Here is a 17,990-nt window from a genome sequence, read left to right as displayed (position 1 = left end):
GACCGCATCGCCCCCCTGCTTTGCCCCCACTCCGGAAAGAACACGACGATGGCCGATTCGATCATCACCCCAGACCTGATCACGCTCGACGCCGACCTCGGCGCCGACAAGAGCGCCGTGATCACCGCGCTCGCGAACAAGCTCGCCGCCGCGGGCCGCACGACCGATGCTGCCTCGGTGAGCATGGCCGCGCTGGCCAGGGAGGCGCAATCGGCGACCGGCCTACCCGGCGGCATCGCGATCCCGCACTGCCGATCGGCCGCCGTCACCTCCGCGTCGCTGGGGTTCGCACGCCTGTCCCCCGCCGTCGACTTCGGCGCGCCCGACGGGCCTGCCGACCTGGTCTTCCTGATCGCGGCTCCGGAAGGCGCGGGGGCCGAGCACATGAAGCTGTTGTCGTCGCTGGCTCGCGCACTGGTTCGTCCGGCCTTCGTCGCCGATCTACGCGCCGCCGCGACCCCGGCGGATGTGGTCACCCTCGTCGACGGCGTCATCAATCCCCCGCCGACCGGATCCGCGACCGCGACAACATCTTCCACCGCTGCGGCGGGCCCAGCGGCGACCGGTTCGACGGGTGCAACCGCCGACGGCGCAACAGGTTCGACCTCCGCCGGCGGCGATCCCGGCACGACTGCTGCCTCCGGCTCGTCGGCCACCGGTGTCGGCGCGGCGGCAGTCGCCGCCGGTGCCGCCGCATCTGGCACAGCTGCGTCCCGTGTGGGAACCGACGGCGCTACGGCTGCCTCCGCCAGGGACGCTGCAGCCGGGGGCACAGCGCCGGTCAGCACCGCGAAGGCCGGCGCGCCCAAGAAGATCGTCGCTGTGACCGCCTGTCCCACCGGCATCGCCCACACCTATATGGCCGCCGACTCCCTGACCGCCGCGGGCGAACGCGCAGGTGTGGACATCGCAGTGGAAACCCAGGGCTCCAGCGGCGGCGACAAACTCGCTCCGTCGACCATCGCCGAGGCCGACGCCGTCATCTTCGCCACCGATGTCGGAGTGAAGGACCGCGGCCGATTCGCGGGCAAGCCGGTGATCGAGTCCGGCGTCAAACGCGCCATCAACGAACCCGACAAGATGATCGCGGAAGCCGTTGCGGCCAGCGATAATCCGGGTGCGGTCACAGTCGGCGGCACCACCCCCGCACCCTCGGACTCAACGGCCAAGGGGATCGGCTGGGGTACTCGCCTGCGGCAGATCTTGCTGACCGGCGTCAGTTACATGATCCCGTTCGTCGCCGCGGGCGGTCTGCTGATCGCGTTGAGCTTCCTGCTCGGCGGCTACGAGATCTCCGACAGCGCGAAAACGATCGTCCTGGACAACTCGATCACCGACCTGCCCGACGGTGGTCTGGCCACCTACTTCGGTGCGGTGCTGTTCCAGATCGGCTCGCTCGCCTTCAGCTTCCTCGTCCCGGCACTGGCCGGCTATATCGCCTTCGCGATCGCCGACCGCCCCGGTCTCGCACCGGGTTTCACAGCGGGCGCGATCGCGGTCTTCGTCGGCGCGGGCTTCCTCGGCGGTCTCGTCGGTGGTCTGGTGGCCGGGTTCGCGGCGCTGTATGTGAGCAAGCTGCCGGTGCCGGTCTGGGCGCGCGGGCTGATGCCGGTGGTGGTCATTCCGCTGCTCGCCTCAGCGATCGTCGGCCTGTTGATGTTCGTGCTGCTCGGCAAGCCACTGGCCGCGGTGACCAACGGACTCCAGGACTGGCTCTCCGGCCTGTCCGGCACCTCCGCGGTCGCGCTCGGTGTCATTCTGGGCGTGATGATGTGCTTCGACCTCGGTGGCCCGGTCAACAAGGCCGCCTACTCGTTCGCCGCCGCGGGCCTGTCGGTGAACGATCCCGCGACCCTGCGAATCATGGCCGCGGTGATGGCCGCGGGCATGGTGCCGCCGCTGGCGATGGCGCTGTCGACACTGGTCCGTCCGCGCCTCTACACCGAGGCCGAGCGCGAGAACGGCAAGGCCGCCTGGCTGCTGGGTGCCTCGTTCATCTCCGAGGGCGCCATCCCGTTCGCCGCCGCCGACCCGCTGCGCGTGCTGCCGTCGATGATGGTCGGCGGCGCGGTGACCGGCGGTCTGGTGATGGCCACCCAGGTCACCCTCAGCGCACCGCACGGCGGCATCTTCGTGTTCTTCGCGATCGGCCACATCGCCTGGTTCGTGGTCTCGCTGCTGGCAGGCACCGTCGTCGCGGCCCTGTGCGTGACCGTCGCCAAGGAGTTCACCCGCAAGCAGCCCGCGACCCCCGTCCTCACCACCGCGTAAAACCCCTTCACACAAGGAGATATCCCATGGCAAGCACCACCGTCACCGTCGGCTCCTCGGTCGGCCTGCACGCCCGTCCCGCCGCCCTGATCGCCGAAGCGGTCGCCGCGGCAGGCGTCCCCGTCACCATCGCCGTCACCGGCGGCGACCCGGTCGACGCGGGCTCCGCGCTGATGATCATGACCCTCGGCGCGGGCCAGGGCGCGGAAGTCGTGATCACCAGCGACGACCAGCCGACCCTGGACAAGATCGCCGAACTCGTCGCCAGCGATCTGGACGCATAACCCCGGAAACGCGAAAGGCCCGGAACCACTGGTTCCGGGCCTTTCGTTTTGTAGCGGGGACAGGATTTGAACCTGCGACCTCTGGGTTATGAGCCCAGCGAGCTACCGAGCTGCTCCACCCCGCGTCGGTGTGAACACAACATTACACATGGGTGCGCGTGACGCCAAATCGTGAGGTCAGTGGGGGTTTTCTCGTCGGCGGGCGCATTCCTCGCCAAGCAAAACCGCACTTCGAGGGCTTCGAACGTGGCAGCCATCACACATTTCGGCAGCCGAGCGTAGCTGGGCCGAGTTTCGGTGAGCGGCGTCACTATTACCTCGTGATCCCGAACACATAACGACCCAATAACAGACCGACCGGAATCTAGGTATTCCCACTGGCTATGCAGCGTAAACATCGATAAGACGTCTATTCCATTCATAGAATTCACTCGTTATCAAGATGTGATCGGCATCGATTCATTGGTTAGCGTCTCCCTCATGACTGAGACCCGGAAATTCAGCACCCGCGCCCTTGGCGTCGCCGCCATCGCCGGCGCCCTTGTTGCCGTTCCGTTCGGCCTCGCCACCGGTACCGCCTCCGCCGCCGCCTACAACTGGGACGGCGTCGCCCAGTGCGAGAGCGGCGGCAACTGGGGCATCAACACCGGCAACGGCTACTACGGCGGCCTGCAGTTCTCGCAGAGCACCTGGGCAGCCAACGGCGGCCAGGGTTCGGCCCACAACGCCAGCAAGGAAGAGCAGATCCGCGTCGCGGAGAACGTGCTCGCCAGCCAGGGCGTCGGCGCGTGGCCGCACTGCGGCCAGTACCTGCAGTCGGGCGCGTCCACGCCAGAGCCCGCCGTCGAGGAGCCCGCCGTCGAACTCCCCGTCGAGCTGCCCGCCCAGGCCAAGACCGAAGCCCAGATCGCCGTTGACCAGGCCAAGGCCGCCGGTCAGGCGCTGGCCGACCAGTACGGTGTCGCGGGTCAGTACCAGGACCTGCTCACCGCCAACGCTCCGCTGATCGCCTCGATCGGCGGCTGATCCAGAAGTTCCCCCTGCACAAGAAAGGCCCCGTCATCGTGACGGGGCCTTTCTTGCTGTCCGGGTGGTTACCGGCCTGCGGCCTCCTGGTACGCCTTCATCGCGGCGTCCAGTTCATCGAGGGCCTTGCCGTAATCGGTGAAGTTGCCCGACCGCATCGCCGTGCGCACCGCCTCGATCTTGCGGTTGAGCTCGGCGGCCGCGGCCTCCTGGGTCGCCGTGCCCGCAGGCGGTGTTGTCCCCGGCGGCGGGGTGGTGCCGGGCGGGGTGACAGTGCCCTGGTCCACCGGTGGGGTCGCCCCCGGTTTCGGCTTCACCGACGGATCGCCACCGAACGGTGTCGCCAGCGAGCCCGCACCCGGCATCACCTGGTTCAGCGCCTCGGCCAGCGTCGCCGCGTAACCGACCTTCACGCTGCCTCCCGCGTCGCGATAACTCACGAGCACGCGAAGCAGCTGCGGGAAGGTCGACGAACCGGTATTGCGTTCGTTGTAGAACGGTTCGACGTAGAGGATGCCGCCGTCGGCCACCGGCAGGGTGAGCAGGTTGCCGTAGCGGATCTTGTTCGAGTTCGACAGCAGGGTTTTCTCTTGGGAGACAGCGCCTGCGGTGGTCATCGCGTTCTGTGTCTGCTGCGGACCCTGGGTCTGCGTTTCCACCGGTAGCTGCAACACCGTGAACTTGCCGTACCCGTCGGGGTCTGCCCGAACCGAGATGTAGGCCGACAGGAACTCTCGGTTGTAGCCGACCATCGCCGAAGTCAGATTGAACACCGGCTTGTTGGTCTTCGGGTCGCCGAGCAACACGTAGTACGGGGGCTGCTTGAACGTCCCGCCCTCGATGGTCGGGTCATTGGGTACCGACCAGAACGCGTTGTTGGTGAAGAACTCTCGCGGATTGTCCACGTGGTACTTGGTGAGCATTTCGCGCTGGACCTTGAACAGATCCTCCGGGTAGCGGAAGTGCGCGCGCAGCTCGGGCGAGATCTCGCTCTGCGGCTTCACCGCGTCGGGGAACACCCCACGCCAGGCCTTGAGCACCGGGTCGACGGTGTCGGTCTCGTACAGGGTGACGGTGCCGTCGTAGGCGTCGACGGTGGCCTTCACCGAGTTGCGGATGTAGCTCACTTCCTTGCGCGGGATCACGCGCCCGGTCTTCTTGTCGATGCTGTCCTCGACCGCACCGTCGAGCGAGGTCGGCTGGGCGTAGGGGTACTTGTCGAGGGTGGTGTAGGCGTCGACGATCCACTTCACGCGGCCGCCGATCACCGCCGGGTAGGCGTTGCCGTCGGTGGTCAGCCACGGTGCGACCTTCTGCACCCGCTCACGCGGACCGCGGTTGAACAAGATCTTGGAGTCCTCGCTGATCGCGGAGGAGAACAAGATGTTGCGCTCGGCGTACTTGGCGGCGAAGGCCAGCCGGTTGAACCAGTTCCCGATCGGCACGCCTCCACTGCCGTCATAGGTGAACTGCGCCTGGTCGGTGTCGTATTCGCGGGGCTCCTGGCCCTCGGCGGTTCCGACGATGGCATAGTCGGGGTCGGTCTGGGCGATCAGCTCGCCGTAGTAGATGCGCGGCTGATCGACCTTGATCTGCTGGTCCTCGACCTTGGTGAAAAGGTCACTCACCATGAACAGCGGGTAACCCGAATCGCTGCCACCCGTGGCGCTCTGGGCCTCGGACTGCGGCTTGTTCACCCGGTTGGCCGGTGCGGCGACGAAGCCGTTGCCGTGGGTGTAGACGGTGTGCTGGTTGATCCAGTCCTTCTGGTTGCCCGACAGCGCGGCCGGGTGCAGCTCGCGCGCGGCCACGATGTAGTCCTGGATGTCGCCGTTGAGGCTGTAGCGGTCGATGTCGAGCGACTCGGGGAAGCCGTAGAAGTTCTTCCGCTGCTGCAACTGAGTGAAGGTGGGCGACAAGATGTTCGGATCCAGCAGGCGAGCATTGCCGATGGTGGCCGCGTCAGCGGACACCTCGAGCGGGCTCTTCTTGCTCTCGCCCTGATAGTTCTGATATTCGACTTTGTCGTCGGTGATGCCGTAGGCCTCGCGCGTGGCTTGGATATTGCGCTCGATATACGGGCTTTCCTTCTCCGCGGCGTTCGGGCGCACCGAGAACTGTTCGACCACCATCGGCCACACTGCACCGACCAGGATCGACGACAGCACGAGTAGCGCCGCCGCCATCGCGGGAACGCGCAGGTCGCGCAACACGATTCCGGTGAAGAACGCCAGCGCGCAGATCACCGCGATCGACAGCAGGATCAGTTTGGCGGGCAGCACCGCCATGATGTCGGTGTACGACGGACCACCGAACGTTGGTTCTTTGCGCGTACTCGACAACAGGTCGTACCGGTCGAACCAGTACGCCACCGCCTTGAGCAGCACGAAGATTCCCGCGATCACCGCGAGCTGCACGCGCGCGGCCCTGGTGAGGGTGCCTTCGCGCCCGGCCAGTCGCAGGCCACCGAACACGTAGTGGGTCACCAGGTTCGCGAAGAACGCGATCACCACGGCGACGAACAGCCAGTTCAGCACCATCCGGTAGAACGGCAGATCGAAGGTGTAGAAACCGATGTCGAGGCCGAACTGCGGGTCCTGCTGACCGAACTCGCCACCGTGCAGGAACAGCTGCACCGTCGCCCAATTCGACTGCGCGACCAGCCCCGACAGCACGCCGAGCAGCACCGGGATGCCGATGCCGAACAGGCGCAGCTTGCTCATCACGGTCGTGCGGTAGCGCGCGATCGGATCGTTGGGTCCGGCGACCGGCACGAACACCGGCCGCGACCGGTAGGCCAGCAGCAGCGCCGCCCAGACCACCAGGCCGACGAACAGCGCGACGACCACGAACAAGATCAGCCGCGTGACCAACACGCCGAGATACACACTGCGATAACCGACCTCACCGAACCACAACCAATTGGTATAGGCGTCGGTGAATCGGGGCCCGAGCAGCAGCAGCGCCGCGAGGACGACTGCTGTCACAAGCAGCACACGGCTGCGTCGGGACAACGAAGGTAAGCCGGTGGGGGGCCGCATGCCCACGGTGCCACTCTCCATGCTCCGGCGGTTCCACACCGTGAATCGGCGCAGTCACCGCAGTCCGAATGATGCGGGTGATCCGTTGCCGGACCGTTGGCGCCCACTCTACGGAAATCGGACACCGTGCAAGCGCGTGGGCCGAAAATGATTGGATGTGCGGGTGACCGAAGACGAGCACGCCGAAGTTCTCCTCGCCCGCTGTGTGCGCGAGGTCGTCGAGTTCGCCGACGCCGAGGGCTGGGGAAACCCGCCGCAGATGTTCGCGTTGGTGCCGACCGCCGACCTGGCCGCGGCCGAACCCGACCTGCAGGATCAGCTCGACGACGGCAGCGAACTGACCCCCGTTGCCCAGGAAGCCTTTCCCGACGACATCACCGGCGGGTCGATGGCGCTCGACGAATTCCTGGCCACCACCACCTGGCCGCCCGCGGTCGAAGGCTGCGTGCTGGTGCAGGAGATCGTGGTGCTGCCGCCCGACGCCGAGAGCGATCTCGACGAGGCCCTGGTGCCGCTGCTGGCCGACGACGAAGCCGCGGACGCGGCCGGGCGCGCCGCCGCGCACGCGCACCCGGGTCGCCGCGACGCCCGGCTCATCGCGGGCGTGCTGCGCCAGGGCGCGACCCTGTGCCTGCTGCAGATCCGCCCCGAAGACGACGACGGCTTCGGCGACCTCGACCTGCGCACCTACCCCGACCTGGCACCGGGCCTGGTCGAGGCCCTGCACCACACGTTGGAGTGACTACCCGCAGCTAATAGGTTCGCGGCCTTCGTTGATGGCGGTCAGCGAGGTGATCGCGCTGTCGAGGGTGTCCACCTTCACCAGGCGCAGGCCCTCGGGAAAGCGCTGAACTGCCTCGTTGCAGTTGTCGGCGGGGACGAGGAACGTTTCCGCGCCCGCCTCGCGCGCGGCGATCATCTTGTACTGGATGCCACCGATCGGGCCGACCTTGCCCTCCTGGTCGATGGTGCCGGTGCCCGCGACGAACTTGCCGCCGTTGAGCTCGCCCGGCGAGAGCTTGTCGATCAGCGAGAGACTGAACATCAGGCCCGCCGAGGGTCCGCCGATATCGGCGAGGTTGAACTCGACCTCCAGCGGCGGCCGTCCGCCTTCGCCGGGGGTGATGCCGAGGTAGCCCTTGGCCTCGTCGCCGGGGCGAGGTGCCAGGGTGATCTGGCTGGTCTGCTCGGCGTCGCCGCGTCGGTAGACGACGGAGATGGCGGTGCCGGGGCCTTTGGTGCCGACGATGTCGATCACGTCCTTGGGCGCGGTGATCGGGGTGCCGTCGATGCTGATCAGCTGGTCGCCGACCTCGAGCACGCCGTTGGCCGGGCCTTCCTCACCGAGTCCGCGCACCAGCACGACCGTCGGCATCTTCAGGTAGTGCAGCGCGGCGACCTCGGCATCGCTCTCGGAATCCTTGAAGTCCTGCTGGTTGGACTTGTCGACCTCCTCGCGCGACACGCCGGGCGGGTACACCTCGGCGCGCGGTACGAGGCCGTGCTCGCCGCTGACCCAGAACCCGAACGCCTCGAACAGGTTCAGCCCGTCGCGCACCGACACGGTCGTCATATTGAGGTGCCCGCTCGTGGGATCCAGCGGCGCGCCGGTGACATCGACCACCGGCTTGCCTTCCACCTGGCCGAGGGTGTCGAAGGTCGGCCCGGGGCCGAGGGCGACGAACGGCACGGTGACCACGCTGCCGGCCACGCCGAGCACGAGAACTGGGACGAGGGCGACGATCAGGGTGAGGATCCGACGATTCACTCCGACCACAGTAGTGATCGACGGTCGTGACCGACGGCAGTGGCACGCATTTGCGGCGCGGGTCGTGCCGGGCGATTTCGCGATGCGCGAACACCGAAGCCCCAGGGGTCCCGCGTAACGTAAGAGGTATGAGCGATCTCCCCTTCGGCTTCTCGACCGGCGACGACGACGAGTCCGGCAAGCGTCGCGACGAGGGCAACGGACCCGGCGGAAACGATCCGTTCGGTTTCGGAGCGGGCGCCGGTGGTGCGGGCGGGTTCGATCCGTCGCAGCTGGGCCAGATGCTGAGCCAGCTCGGGCAGATGATCAGCGGCATGGGCCAGGGCATGGGTCCGGCGGGCTCGCAGGCCGGTCCGGTCAACTACGACGTCGCCAAGCGACTGGCCCGCCAGCAGCTCGGCTCCACCATCGCCCCGATCGCCGCGAGCACCACCACCGCGGTGACCGACGCGGCGCACCTGGCCGAACTGTGGCTCGACGGCGCCACCGTGCTGCCCGCGGGCGCCACCAAAACTGTCGCGTGGACCCCGAACGACTGGATCGAAGAGACCCTGCCCACCTGGAAGCGCCTGTGCGATCCGGTGGCCGAGCAGATCTCGGGCATGTGGACCGCGCAGTTGCCCGAGGAAGCCAAGCAGTTCGCCGGACCGATGGTCGGCATGCTCGGCCAGATGGGCGGACTGGCGTTCGGTTCCCAGCTCGGTCAGGCGCTCGGCCAGCTGGCCAAGGAGGTGCTGACCTCCACCGATATCGGTCTGCCGTTGGGTCCGGCCGGTACCGCGGCGCTGCTGCCGACCGCGATCTCGGCGTTCAGCGAGGGGCTCGAGCAGCCCGAGAGCGAGATCATGGTCTTCCTGGCGGCCCGCGAGGCCGCCCACCAGCGGCTTTTCGCGCATGTGCCGTGGCTGCGCCAGCAGGTGCTCGGCGCAGTCGAGGGTTACGCGCGCGGCATCAAGATGGACTTCTCCGCGATCGAGGAAGCCGCGCAGGGCATCGACCCGATGTCGCTGAGCGACCCGTCCAAGCTGGAGGAACTGCTGTCGCAGGGCACGTTCGAGCCGCAGACCACGCCCGAGCAGAAACAGGCGCTCGAGCGCCTGGAAACCCTCCTGGCCCTGATCGAGGGCTGGGTCGATGTCGTGGTCACCGATGCGGTGGGTGAGCGCCTGCCGGGCGCGGGTGCGCTGTCGGAGACGCTGCGGCGCCGTCGAGCGTCCGGTGGACCCGCCGAGCAGACCTTCGCCACCCTCGTCGGACTGGAATTGCGGCCGCGCAAGGTACGTGAGGCGTCGGCGCTGTGGCGCAGGCTCACCACCGATGCGGGAATGGAACGCCGCGACAAGGTGTGGGAGCACCCCGATCTGCTGCCCGATTCCACCGATCTCGACTCCCCCGCCGGGTTCATCGACTCGGTGATCGGCGGCGGCACCGGCGCTTTCGACGATCCGCTGGCCCAGCTGGCCGAGACCGAGGCCCGCGAACGCGACGCGGCCAAGGCCAAGGATGCCGACGAAACCCCGCGTGACGAAGGCGATTCCGACACCGGCAAGTCCTGATCCGCACCGCCACCGAGGTCGATGAGAAAACTTTCGATCTCGGTGGCGCAACACGGTTCCGCGGCTAACGGTCGTGTGAAATCGGGGCGCTGACCCGCCGTACACAGGCTGTTCACAGTTCGAAGTCGTCCCGCCGACACGCCGAAAGCCTGTGGATAACTCGGCTTTCGGCGCCGGTCGCGGTATGGCCGGGTGCCGATACTTCTGACCATGACCACCACCTCTCCATTGCGCGGACCGATGCTCCATCCGCGAGTGACCACCCTGGTTCGCCCGTCCGGCACGGTCCAGCTCGGCTGGGACCCCGAACGCGCGCTGCTGCTGGAAACCACCGAGCACGACACCGGCACCGTGCTCGCCTTCCTGCGACTGCTCGACGGCTTGCAGTCACGTCCCCAGATCGTCTGGCGCGCAGGCGAATTCGGCATCAGCCCCGATCGCACCATGGGCATGCTCACCGCGATCGAGCGGGCGGGCCTGCTGCTCGAACCCGAGCCCAAACTGGGCAAGATCCGCAGCATCACGGTGCACGGCCTCGGCCCGCTCTCCGACGCCGTGGCGATCGGATTGCGGCGCATGGGTTTTCGGCCCACCCGCTCGCGCGAGTATCGGCCAGGTACGGCCGTCGGCACCGCTCCGGGCGATCTGGTGGTGCTCACCGACGCGTTGATGATCGATCCCGGCTTGTCGGTGGACCTGGTGTTGCGCCGGGTGCCGCATCTGCAGGTGCGGGTCCGCGACGGGATCGGTGTGGTCGGCCCGCTGGTGCTGCCCGGCGAGACCAGCTGCCTGCGCTGTGCCGACCTGACCCGGGCCGGATTCGATACCGACTGGCCGCATCTGGCCGCCCAGCTCCTCGGCCGCACCGGGCACGCCTCCCCGGCCGGCATCGCCGCGACAACAGCGCTGGCGCTCGGCGAACTCGAGGCAATCATCGCCTGCTCGCCGCGGCGGGCACCGCGCACCCTCGACGCCACCGTGGAATTGGACCTCGACACCCACGAGATCCAGCGTCGACCGTGGCTACCGCATCAGGACTGCGGCTGCCGGAACATGACCGCGCGCGCACCGGGAACATCGCGGTGACGGGCATCGCAGTGGCCGGTGTGAGCATTCTTATGGCACACACCCCGCAGGTTCGGCCATGATGGGTACCGTGTCCGAGATCGTGCGCCGCAGTTCCAGCCGCAATGCCAAGATGGCCAAGATTCCTCTCGGCATCGCCGGACGAGCCGCCGTGGGGTTCGGCAAGAAGCTCGTCGGCGGTGACAAGAAGCAGATCAATGCCAACCTGAACCAGAAGGCCGCCGAGCAGCTGTTCACCGTGCTGGGCGAGCTCAAGGGCGGCGCGATGAAGTTCGGGCAGGCGCTGAGCGTGATGGAAGCCGCCGTCCCTGAGGAGTTCGGTGAGCACTACCGCGAGGCGCTGACCAAACTGCAGGCGGCGGCACCGCCGATGCCGGCCGCGACGGTGCATCGCGTGCTCGACCAGCAACTGGGCACCAAGTGGCGCGAACGCTTCACCTCCTTCGACGACACTCCCGCCGCCTCGGCCAGCATCGGCCAGGTGCACCGTGCGGTGTGGTCCGACGGGCGCGCGGTGGCGGTGAAGGTGCAGTACCCCGGCGCCGACGACGCATTGCGCGCCGACCTGAAAACGCTGTCCCGGATGACCGGGCTGCTCTCGTCGGTGATCCCCGGCGCCGATGTGAAGCCGCTGCTCGCCGAGATCACCGAGCGCACCGAGGAAGAACTCGACTACCGCATCGAGGCCGCGAACCAGCGCCGCTTCGCCGCCGCGTTCGAGGGCCATCCCACCATCACGGTCCCGAAGGTGGTGGCCGGTTCCCCGAAGGTGATCGTCACCGAATGGCTCGACGGCACCCCGGTGTCGGCGCTGATCAAGGCAGGCGCCGAGGATCCCGAGGGCACCCTCGCCCAGCGCAACCGGATCGCCGAGCTGATGGGAACCTTCCACTTCAGCTCACCCGAGCTGGTCGGTCTGCTGCACGGCGACCCACACCCCGGCAATTTCCTGATCCGGCCCGACGGCACCCTGGCCGTCCTCGACTTCGGCGCCTGCGCACCGATGCCCGGCGGCTTCCCGGAGATTCTCGGCCGGATGCTCGCCCTGGCCGTCGCCGACGAGCACGCCGCCCTCACCGAACTCCTCTACGAGCACGGCTGGGTCATTCCGGGACGGAAGGTGACCCACGAGGAGATCGAGGCATACCTGCGCCCGTTCAGCGACCCGATCCGCACCGACACCTTCCACTTCACCCGCGCGTGGATGCAGCGGGTAGCGGGCAAGGCCTCGGAGTTCTCCAGCCCGGAGATGAAAACCGCTCGCGCTCTGCAACTTCCGGCCGAATACCTCACCGTCTTCCGGGTGCTGGGCGGTTCGGTCGGCATCCTGGCCCAACTCGACGCCGAACTCGGTTTCATGAACCTGGTCCGCACCTGGGTCCCGGGCTTCCGCACCGAACAAGCCTCCTGATACAAACGAACCGCTCACCATGACGAGGTGAGCGGTTCGCTTGCGGTACAACCCTTTTCCCGGGTTCATGCCATGATCGCGACCTTGCGCGGGCGACCGCGGGGACGCTTGCGGGCGATCACGACACCCTGGTCGAAGATCTCACCGCCCCACACGCCCCACGGCTCGGCGCGGTCGATGGCCGCGGTCAGGCAGGTCTTGCGGATGGGGCAGGCCGCGCACAGTTCCTTGGCCTGCTCCAGGTCGGTCGGGCTCTCAGCGAACCACAGATCGGGGTTTGCCCCCCGGCACGGCAGAGTCTTGGTGCCCTCACGGACACGAGAGGTCTGCGCCTCGGTTCGGCATGTCACGTCAGTAGTGGCCGTCGGCCAGTCCTGGGCGGTGAACACGTCGTTCTCCTTCAGTTCGTTTGCAGCGGTGGAATGTTCGGTGTGCGAACCCGGTGCCTACGGCTGAGGAGCCGAAATAAATATGGCCACGGATTTCGCTTGTCGCGATCCGTGGCCAGGAGGTCTGGGAGGTGTTCCCTACCTACTTCGACATTTCTGTCGATTCCTGATCACGGTCGCTGGGTGGACGCGGAGGCGGATTGCGCCGATGAACTCCGGCGCGTAACCGGCTTCATCGGCGGGTGCTGCCGGTGCCGAAACGGCGGTCGGCTGCCAACCCACGCTGGGCTTGTCCTGGAGGAGATGAATCGAAGCTTTGGCATCGCCGCCGGACAGACCGGTCCCCTGCAGAGCGAGGACCCCCCGGGAGGCGGACATGACAAATTCGTTCACCAGGACGCGATTCACCAAGACTTGCTCGGCGAACGTCTCGAACGTGGTGTTCGTGTTCGTGTTCATGTGTCTGCCTCCCTCCTGAACTCGTGTGTGAACAATTACCGCGCACCATGATCACTCTCGGTGCGTGTTCTCCACCATAGGCAATGATCGAGAACCTAACAACTTATTTTCTACCTGGGGTTATGTGCTCCTCGCTCGCAAACGTGAAGCAACGATGGCGAGCACGTCGGCACCGTAGTCCTTGATCTTCTGCGGGCCGATCCCCGCGATGGCCGCCAGCGCGGCATCGTCGGTGGGTAGCTGTTCGGCGATCGCGGTGAGCGTGGTGTCGGTGAAGATCACGAAGTCGCGCCTGCGCAGCGCTTCGGCCTTCTCCGCGCGCCACTCGGTGAGCGCCTCCAGCAAGAGCGGGTCGACCTCGCCGGGGCACCGCTTGCAGCGGCCGAGCATGGTGGCGTAGGTACCGAGCAACGGTTTGAGGCACACGCGGCACAGCGGCCGTTTGGACTCGGCCGAACTCGGGACCTCGACCGCGATCCGGGTGGCAGGCGAACTGTCCGGAATCAGCCCGGTGAGGAACCGCGAGCGGGTGACCGGCCGGGAGTCGCCGCTGGCCTGCATGCGTCGCTGGGTCCACGACAGGTTCAGGTGTTCGCGGGCCCGCGTGACACCGACGTAGAGCAGCCGCCGTTCTTCTTCCAGCCCTGCCTCGTCGACGGGCCCGTTCTTCTTGCCGAGCACGTGGAAGATCGGCAGCGTGCCGTCGGTGAGTCCGGCCAGGAACACCGCGTCCCATTCCAGGCCCTTGGCCGCGTGCAGCGATGCCAGGGTGACGCCGTCGACGGTGGGTGGGTGTTTGGCCTCGGCGCGGGTCGCGAGTTCGCGCAGCAGCGCGGTGAGGTCCAGTTCGTCGTCGTGGCTGACCAGTTCCTCGGTGAGCTGCACCAGCGCCAGCAGCGAGGACCACCGCTCCTTCGCCTGCGCACCGGCCGGTTCCTCCGCGGTGAGCCCGACCGGCGCCAGCGCGGCCCGCACCAGCGTGATCAGCGACGATCCACTGCGCGCCTCGTCGGGCAGGTCATCGCGCGAGTCGACCTGACGCAGTGCCGATATCGCCTGGCGCACTTCCTGCCGGTGGAAAAAGCCCTCGCCACCGCGCACCTGGAACGGAATCTCACGCGCGGTCAGCACCTGTTCGAACGGTTCCGACAGTGCGTTGGTCCGGTACAGCACCGCGATTTCGGCGGCGGGCGTCCCGTTGGCGATCAGTTTCTGGATCTGCCCGGCGACGGCGACGGCTTCGGCCTGCGCGTCGGCGTATTCGGCGAATTCCGGTTCGGGACCGTCCGGGCGCTGGCCGATCAGGGCAAGGCGGGTGCCCGCGATGCGTCCGCGCGCGGCGCCGATGACCTGGTTCGCCAGCGACACCACCTGCGGTGTCGACCGGTAGTCGCGTTCGAGCCGGACCACGGTGGCGTCGGGGAAACGCCGGGAGAAGTCGAGCAGGTAGGACGGGGTGGCGCCGGTGAACGAGTAGATGGTCTGGTTCGCGTCGCCGACGACGGTGAGGTCGTCGCGTTCACCCAGCCAGGCGTCGAGCACCCGCTGCTGCAGCGGCGTGACGTCCTGGTATTCGTCGACGACGAAACTGCGGTAGCGACCACGGAACTCGTCGGCGACGGCCGGGTAATCCTCGAGCGCGGCCGCGGTGTGCAGGAGCAGGTCGTCGAAGTCGAGCAGCAGGCCGTCGGCGGAGGCTTTCGCGGATTCGTAGCCCTGGTACACCTCGGCGACCTTGGCCACATCGACCGGCGCGTCCCGGTGATGTCTGGCCGCAGCGGCCGGATAGTCCTCGGGTGCGATCAGCGAGGCCTTGGCCCATTCGATCTCGCTGAGCAGGTCACGCACCATTTCGGTGGAGGCGCGCAGCCCCGCCCGTTGCGCGGCCTGCGAGACGATCGGGAACTTGCTGTCGATCAGCCGCCACGGCACATCGCCCACCACCTGCGGCCAGAAGTACCGCAGTTGCCGCAGCGCGGCGGCGTGGAAGGTGCGCGCTTGGACCTGTCCGGCGTCGCCGCCGAGCCCCATCGTGCGCAACCGATTGCGCATCTCCCCCGCCGCCCGCGCGGTAAAGGTCACCGCGAGCACCTGGTCGGCCTTCACATGTCCGCCCGCGATCAGATGCGCGATCCGATGCGTGATCGTTCTGGTCTTGCCCGTGCCCGCGCCGGCGAGCACGCACACCGGCCCCCGTGGTGCCCGCACCGCGGCGGCCTGTTCCGGGTCGAGGGCGGTGAGATCGAGTGCTGGCACGCGCACCATCATGACAGCGCCCACCGACAACTTGCCGCGACGGGCAAGGAACACAGCGCCACCCTGCGACGTTGCACCTTTCGTGACTGAAGCGAACCCAGACCTGACGATGTACTCGACCACGTGGTGCGTCTACTGCCGACGCCTGCGAACCCAACTCGACGAGGCGGGCATCACCTACACGGTGATCGACATCGAGGACGACCCCGCTTCGGCCGAATTCGTCGGCAGCGTCAACAACGGCAACCACGTGGTGCCGACGATCAAGTACCGCGACGGCTCCACCGCGACCAACCCGTCGCTGGCCGCGGTCAAGCAGGCATTGGCTGCCCAGCAGGCCTGAAGTCAGTCCGCCCAGGACTCGATGATCGATCGCGCGATCGAGATGGATCCGGGCACAAGCAGTCGTGCGCCGGGTTCTCTCGCCGACCAGTCGCCGACCTGCAGCGCGGCCCGGACCTCGTCGCGGGTGAACCAGTGCGCTTCGGCGATCTCGCCGTCGGAGAACACGAGTTCCTGATCGGGGTCGCCGACCGCGGCGAAGCCCACCATCAGCGAGCGCGGGAACGGCCACGGCTGGCTGCCGAGGTAGTGGATATCGCGCAGGTCGACGCCGACCTCCTCGCGGACCTCGCGTTCCACGCAGTGTTCCAGCGATTCGCCCACTTCGACGAAGCCTGCCAGCAGCGAGAACATCGTCTCCGGCCAGCTCTGCTGCCGGGCGAGCAGTACGCGATCGGCGCCGTCGTGGACCAGGCAGATAACGGCGGGGTCGATGCGCGGGAATTCTTCCTCGCCCGTGGCTGTCAGCCGCGACCAACCGCCGCGCGCCGACGTGGTCGCCGTGCCGTCGCCACCGTGGAATCCGGCTCGGTCGTGCCAGTTGAGCAGCGCGTACGCGGTGGACAGTAGTTCGGCGGTGAAGTCGTCGACGGCGCCGAGCGTGCGCAGATCCTTCAGGGTGCCGTCGAGTTCGGGCGCGCGCGTGGCCCACAGGTGGCTGCCGTCGACGACGCCGAGGAATACCGCGCCCTCACCTGGTCCGTCGGCCACCGAAGCGGCCGGGTCGAGGATGATCCTGCCGTCCTGCACCCGCACTTTCCCGCGCGGGTCGATTCGCAGAATCTTCGCTTTTCCCCACCCTTCGCGCAGCGCACCGGGATCGAGCCGGGCGTTCTCAGCCCGGTCGATGGTGGAACGTGACAGCAGCGGAACATCTTTCAGCCGGAACGACACATGCCGAGCATAGTGTCAGCGTTCCTCAGCCGCGCACGCGCTCTATTTACTTCCGGCGCGGCGGATGTAAAGCAGTTTGTCCCCGGCTTCGAGGGCGTCGGACTCGGGTTCGCCGACCCGGATCAGCGCGCCGTTGCGCACCACACCGAGCACGATGTCGCTGAGATGGCGCGGCGAGCCACCCACTTCGCCCGGCTCCACCTCGCGTTCGGCGACGGCGAAGCCCTCCTCGGGGGTGAGCAGGTCCTCCATCATCTCCACCACCGTGGGGGTGGTGGTGGCGATGCCGAGCAGCCTGCCCGCGGTCTCCGAGGACACCACCACCGAGTCGGCGCCGGACTGGCGGACCAGGTGGGTGTTCTCCGCCTCGCGGATGGCCACGGAGATCTTGGCCGTCTTGTTCAGCTCGCGCGCGGTGAGCGTCACCAGCACGGCGGTGTCGTCGCGGTTGGTGGCGACGACGACCGCGGACGCGCGCTGCACGCCGGTCAACCGCAGCACATCGGACTTGGTGGCCGAGCCGTGCACGGTCACCAGACCCGCTGCGGCGGCGGCCTCGAGCGCGATGGGGTCGGTATCGACCACCACGATGTCGGACAACTGCACTCCGTCACCGACCATCGCATCGATCGCGGTCCGGCCCTTGGTGCCGTAACCGACGACGACGGTGTGATTACGCACGGTGTGCCTCCATCGCTGAATCTTGAATGCCTGCCGCGACCGTTCGGTCAGCACGCCGAGAGTGGTACCGACCAACACGATGAGGAAGAGAACGCGCAGTGGGGTGATGACGATGATGTTCACAAGGCGCGCCGACGGGGTCACCGGGGCGATGTCGCCGTAGCCGGTGGTCGACAGCGACACCGTCGCGTAGTACATCGCGTCCAGGAACGACAGCTCGTCGCCGGTGTTGTCGCGATAGCCGTGCCGCCCGATATAGACGACAGTCGCCGCGGTGAACAGCAGCAGGATCGCGAAAAGGACGCGACGGGTGAGCGAAACCCACGGGCTCGACTGCGCCGCCGGGATACGCAAGAGACCGACCAGGGCGTAGTCGGGACTGCTGCTCAACCCGACCGGGTTGCGCGTGTCACCGAACATGCCTGCTCCTGTAATTTTGGCGGCTGGCGCCGCTGGGTGATCGGCCGCGCCGTGATGTTCTCGGCCTGTGCCGTTGGAGATCATCCTTCGGCGATCGCAACACTAT

The 17,990-nt window shown here is 67.5% G+C and carries 15 protein-coding genes and 1 tRNA gene; 8 read left to right on the top strand and 8 right to left on the bottom strand.

Going from position 1 to position 17,990, the window contains the following annotated elements:
• Nucleotides 1–48 precede the first annotated feature (48 nt).
• Nucleotides 49–2,271: a fructose-specific PTS transporter subunit EIIC gene (locus ACFW6D_RS23175; RefSeq protein WP_379331298.1), complete on the top strand. Its 2,223-nt coding sequence runs from the start codon at nucleotides 49–51 to the stop codon at nucleotides 2,269–2,271.
• Nucleotides 2,272–2,297: 26 nt separating this feature from the next.
• The gene (locus ACFW6D_RS23170) at nucleotides 2,298–2,555 is read left to right on the top strand and encodes an HPr family phosphocarrier protein (protein WP_379331296.1); all 258 of its coding nucleotides are present in this window, start codon (nucleotides 2,298–2,300) and stop codon (nucleotides 2,553–2,555) included.
• Nucleotides 2,556–2,606: 51 nt separating this feature from the next.
• Here the strand turns inward: ACFW6D_RS23170 and ACFW6D_RS23165 are convergent.
• Nucleotides 2,607–2,680, bottom strand: a tRNA-Met gene (locus ACFW6D_RS23165).
• 355 nt (nucleotides 2,681–3,035) lie between these two features.
• Here ACFW6D_RS23165 and ACFW6D_RS23160 point away from each other — a divergent pair.
• Nucleotides 3,036–3,581, top strand: coding sequence for a transglycosylase family protein (locus ACFW6D_RS23160; protein ID WP_379331294.1), 546 nt, complete (start codon nucleotides 3,036–3,038; stop codon nucleotides 3,579–3,581).
• Nucleotides 3,582–3,649: 68 nt separating this feature from the next.
• On the opposite strand, the gene ACFW6D_RS23155 is transcribed toward ACFW6D_RS23160, so the two are convergent.
• A complete protein-coding gene (locus tag ACFW6D_RS23155) occupies nucleotides 3,650–6,628 on the bottom strand; it encodes a UPF0182 family protein (protein WP_379331292.1) in 2,979 nt (992 codons plus the stop codon).
• Between the two features lie 157 nt (nucleotides 6,629–6,785).
• On the opposite strand from ACFW6D_RS23155, the gene ACFW6D_RS23150 reads away from it, so the two are divergent.
• Nucleotides 6,786–7,364 carry a PPA1309 family protein gene (locus ACFW6D_RS23150; RefSeq protein ID WP_379236866.1) on the top strand — a complete coding sequence of 193 codons (579 nt, stop codon included), beginning with the start codon at nucleotides 6,786–6,788 and terminating at the stop codon, nucleotides 7,362–7,364.
• Here ACFW6D_RS23150 and ACFW6D_RS23145 read toward each other — a convergent pair whose 3' ends face one another.
• Nucleotides 7,365–8,390 carry a PDZ domain-containing protein gene (locus ACFW6D_RS23145; RefSeq protein WP_379331290.1) on the bottom strand — a complete coding sequence of 342 codons (1,026 nt, stop codon included), beginning with the start codon at nucleotides 8,388–8,390 and terminating at the stop codon, nucleotides 7,365–7,367. It abuts the gene before it with no gap.
• Nucleotides 8,391–8,518: 128 nt separating this feature from the next.
• Between ACFW6D_RS23145 and ACFW6D_RS23140 the strand changes: the two genes are divergently transcribed.
• From ACFW6D_RS23140 to ACFW6D_RS23130, 3 genes are all read left to right on the top strand, one after another.
• Complete coding sequence (locus ACFW6D_RS23140; RefSeq protein ID WP_379331288.1) at nucleotides 8,519–9,946, top strand: zinc-dependent metalloprotease; 1,428 nt, start codon at nucleotides 8,519–8,521, stop codon at nucleotides 9,944–9,946.
• A gap of 210 nt (nucleotides 9,947–10,156) precedes the next feature.
• Nucleotides 10,157–11,032, top strand: a complete 876-nt coding sequence (locus ACFW6D_RS23135; protein WP_379331286.1) for a TOMM precursor leader peptide-binding protein — start codon at nucleotides 10,157–10,159, stop codon at nucleotides 11,030–11,032.
• Nucleotides 11,033–11,090: 58 nt separating this feature from the next.
• The gene (locus tag ACFW6D_RS23130; protein ID WP_379331284.1) at nucleotides 11,091–12,443 is read left to right on the top strand and encodes an ABC1 kinase family protein; all 1,353 of its coding nucleotides are present in this window, start codon (nucleotides 11,091–11,093) and stop codon (nucleotides 12,441–12,443) included.
• A gap of 65 nt (nucleotides 12,444–12,508) precedes the next feature.
• Here the strand turns inward: ACFW6D_RS23130 and ACFW6D_RS23125 are convergent, their stop codons facing one another.
• From ACFW6D_RS23125 to ACFW6D_RS23115, 3 genes are all read right to left on the bottom strand, one after another.
• Entirely contained in the window at nucleotides 12,509–12,832 is a 324-nt protein-coding gene (locus tag ACFW6D_RS23125) for a WhiB family transcriptional regulator (RefSeq protein WP_379331282.1), read from the bottom strand.
• A 138-nt stretch (nucleotides 12,833–12,970) separates the two neighbouring features.
• A complete protein-coding gene (locus ACFW6D_RS23120) occupies nucleotides 12,971–13,291 on the bottom strand; it encodes a hypothetical protein (protein ID WP_379331280.1) in 321 nt (106 codons plus the stop codon).
• Between the two features lie 120 nt (nucleotides 13,292–13,411).
• A complete protein-coding gene (locus tag ACFW6D_RS23115; RefSeq protein WP_379331399.1) occupies nucleotides 13,412–15,559 on the bottom strand; it encodes an ATP-dependent DNA helicase UvrD2 in 2,148 nt (715 codons plus the stop codon).
• Nucleotides 15,560–15,656: 97 nt separating this feature from the next.
• Here ACFW6D_RS23115 and ACFW6D_RS23110 point away from each other — a divergent pair, with 97 nt between their 5' ends.
• The gene (locus ACFW6D_RS23110) at nucleotides 15,657–15,890 is read left to right on the top strand and encodes a mycoredoxin (RefSeq protein WP_379331397.1); all 234 of its coding nucleotides are present in this window, start codon (nucleotides 15,657–15,659) and stop codon (nucleotides 15,888–15,890) included.
• A 2-nt stretch (nucleotides 15,891–15,892) separates the two neighbouring features.
• On the opposite strand, the gene nudC is transcribed toward ACFW6D_RS23110, so the two are convergent.
• Both nudC and ACFW6D_RS23100 read right to left on the bottom strand, forming a co-directional pair.
• Complete coding sequence (gene nudC, locus ACFW6D_RS23105) at nucleotides 15,893–16,783, bottom strand: NAD(+) diphosphatase (protein ID WP_379331278.1); 891 nt, start codon at nucleotides 16,781–16,783, stop codon at nucleotides 15,893–15,895.
• A 42-nt stretch (nucleotides 16,784–16,825) separates the two neighbouring features.
• Nucleotides 16,826–17,884, bottom strand: a complete 1,059-nt coding sequence (locus tag ACFW6D_RS23100) for a potassium channel family protein (protein WP_379331276.1) — start codon at nucleotides 17,882–17,884, stop codon at nucleotides 16,826–16,828.
• Nucleotides 17,885–17,990: the final 106 nt, after the last annotated feature.

Origin of the sequence: Nocardia sp. NPDC058705, assembly GCF_042749305.1 — a bacterium.
Lineage (GTDB): Bacteria > Actinomycetota > Actinomycetes > Mycobacteriales > Mycobacteriaceae > Nocardia.
This window is presented reverse-complemented; position numbering and strand designations above follow the sequence as displayed.

What these genes read in the sequence shown, in the direction of transcription:
- ACFW6D_RS23110 (WP_379331397.1), top strand. Translation starts at nt 15,657, where the DNA reads ATGTACTCGACCACGTGGTGCGTCTACTGCCGACGCCTGCGAACCCAA.
- ACFW6D_RS23100 (WP_379331276.1), bottom strand. Translation starts at nt 17,884, where the DNA reads ATGTTCGGTGACACGCGCAACCCGGTCGGGTTGAGCAGCAGTCCCGAC.
- ACFW6D_RS23130 (WP_379331284.1), top strand. Translation starts at nt 11,091, where the DNA reads ATGATGGGTACCGTGTCCGAGATCGTGCGCCGCAGTTCCAGCCGCAAT.
- ACFW6D_RS23120 (WP_379331280.1), bottom strand. Translation starts at nt 13,291, where the DNA reads ATGAACACGAACACGAACACCACGTTCGAGACGTTCGCCGAGCAAGTC.
- ACFW6D_RS23175 (WP_379331298.1), top strand. Translation starts at nt 49, where the DNA reads ATGGCCGATTCGATCATCACCCCAGACCTGATCACGCTCGACGCCGAC.
- ACFW6D_RS23140 (WP_379331288.1), top strand. Translation starts at nt 8,519, where the DNA reads ATGAGCGATCTCCCCTTCGGCTTCTCGACCGGCGACGACGACGAGTCC.
- ACFW6D_RS23160 (WP_379331294.1), top strand. Translation starts at nt 3,036, where the DNA reads ATGACTGAGACCCGGAAATTCAGCACCCGCGCCCTTGGCGTCGCCGCC.
- ACFW6D_RS23170 (WP_379331296.1), top strand. Translation starts at nt 2,298, where the DNA reads ATGGCAAGCACCACCGTCACCGTCGGCTCCTCGGTCGGCCTGCACGCC.
- ACFW6D_RS23135 (WP_379331286.1), top strand. Translation starts at nt 10,157, where the DNA reads ATGACCACCACCTCTCCATTGCGCGGACCGATGCTCCATCCGCGAGTG.
- ACFW6D_RS23115 (WP_379331399.1), bottom strand. Translation starts at nt 15,559, where the DNA reads ATGATGGTGCGCGTGCCAGCACTCGATCTCACCGCCCTCGACCCGGAA.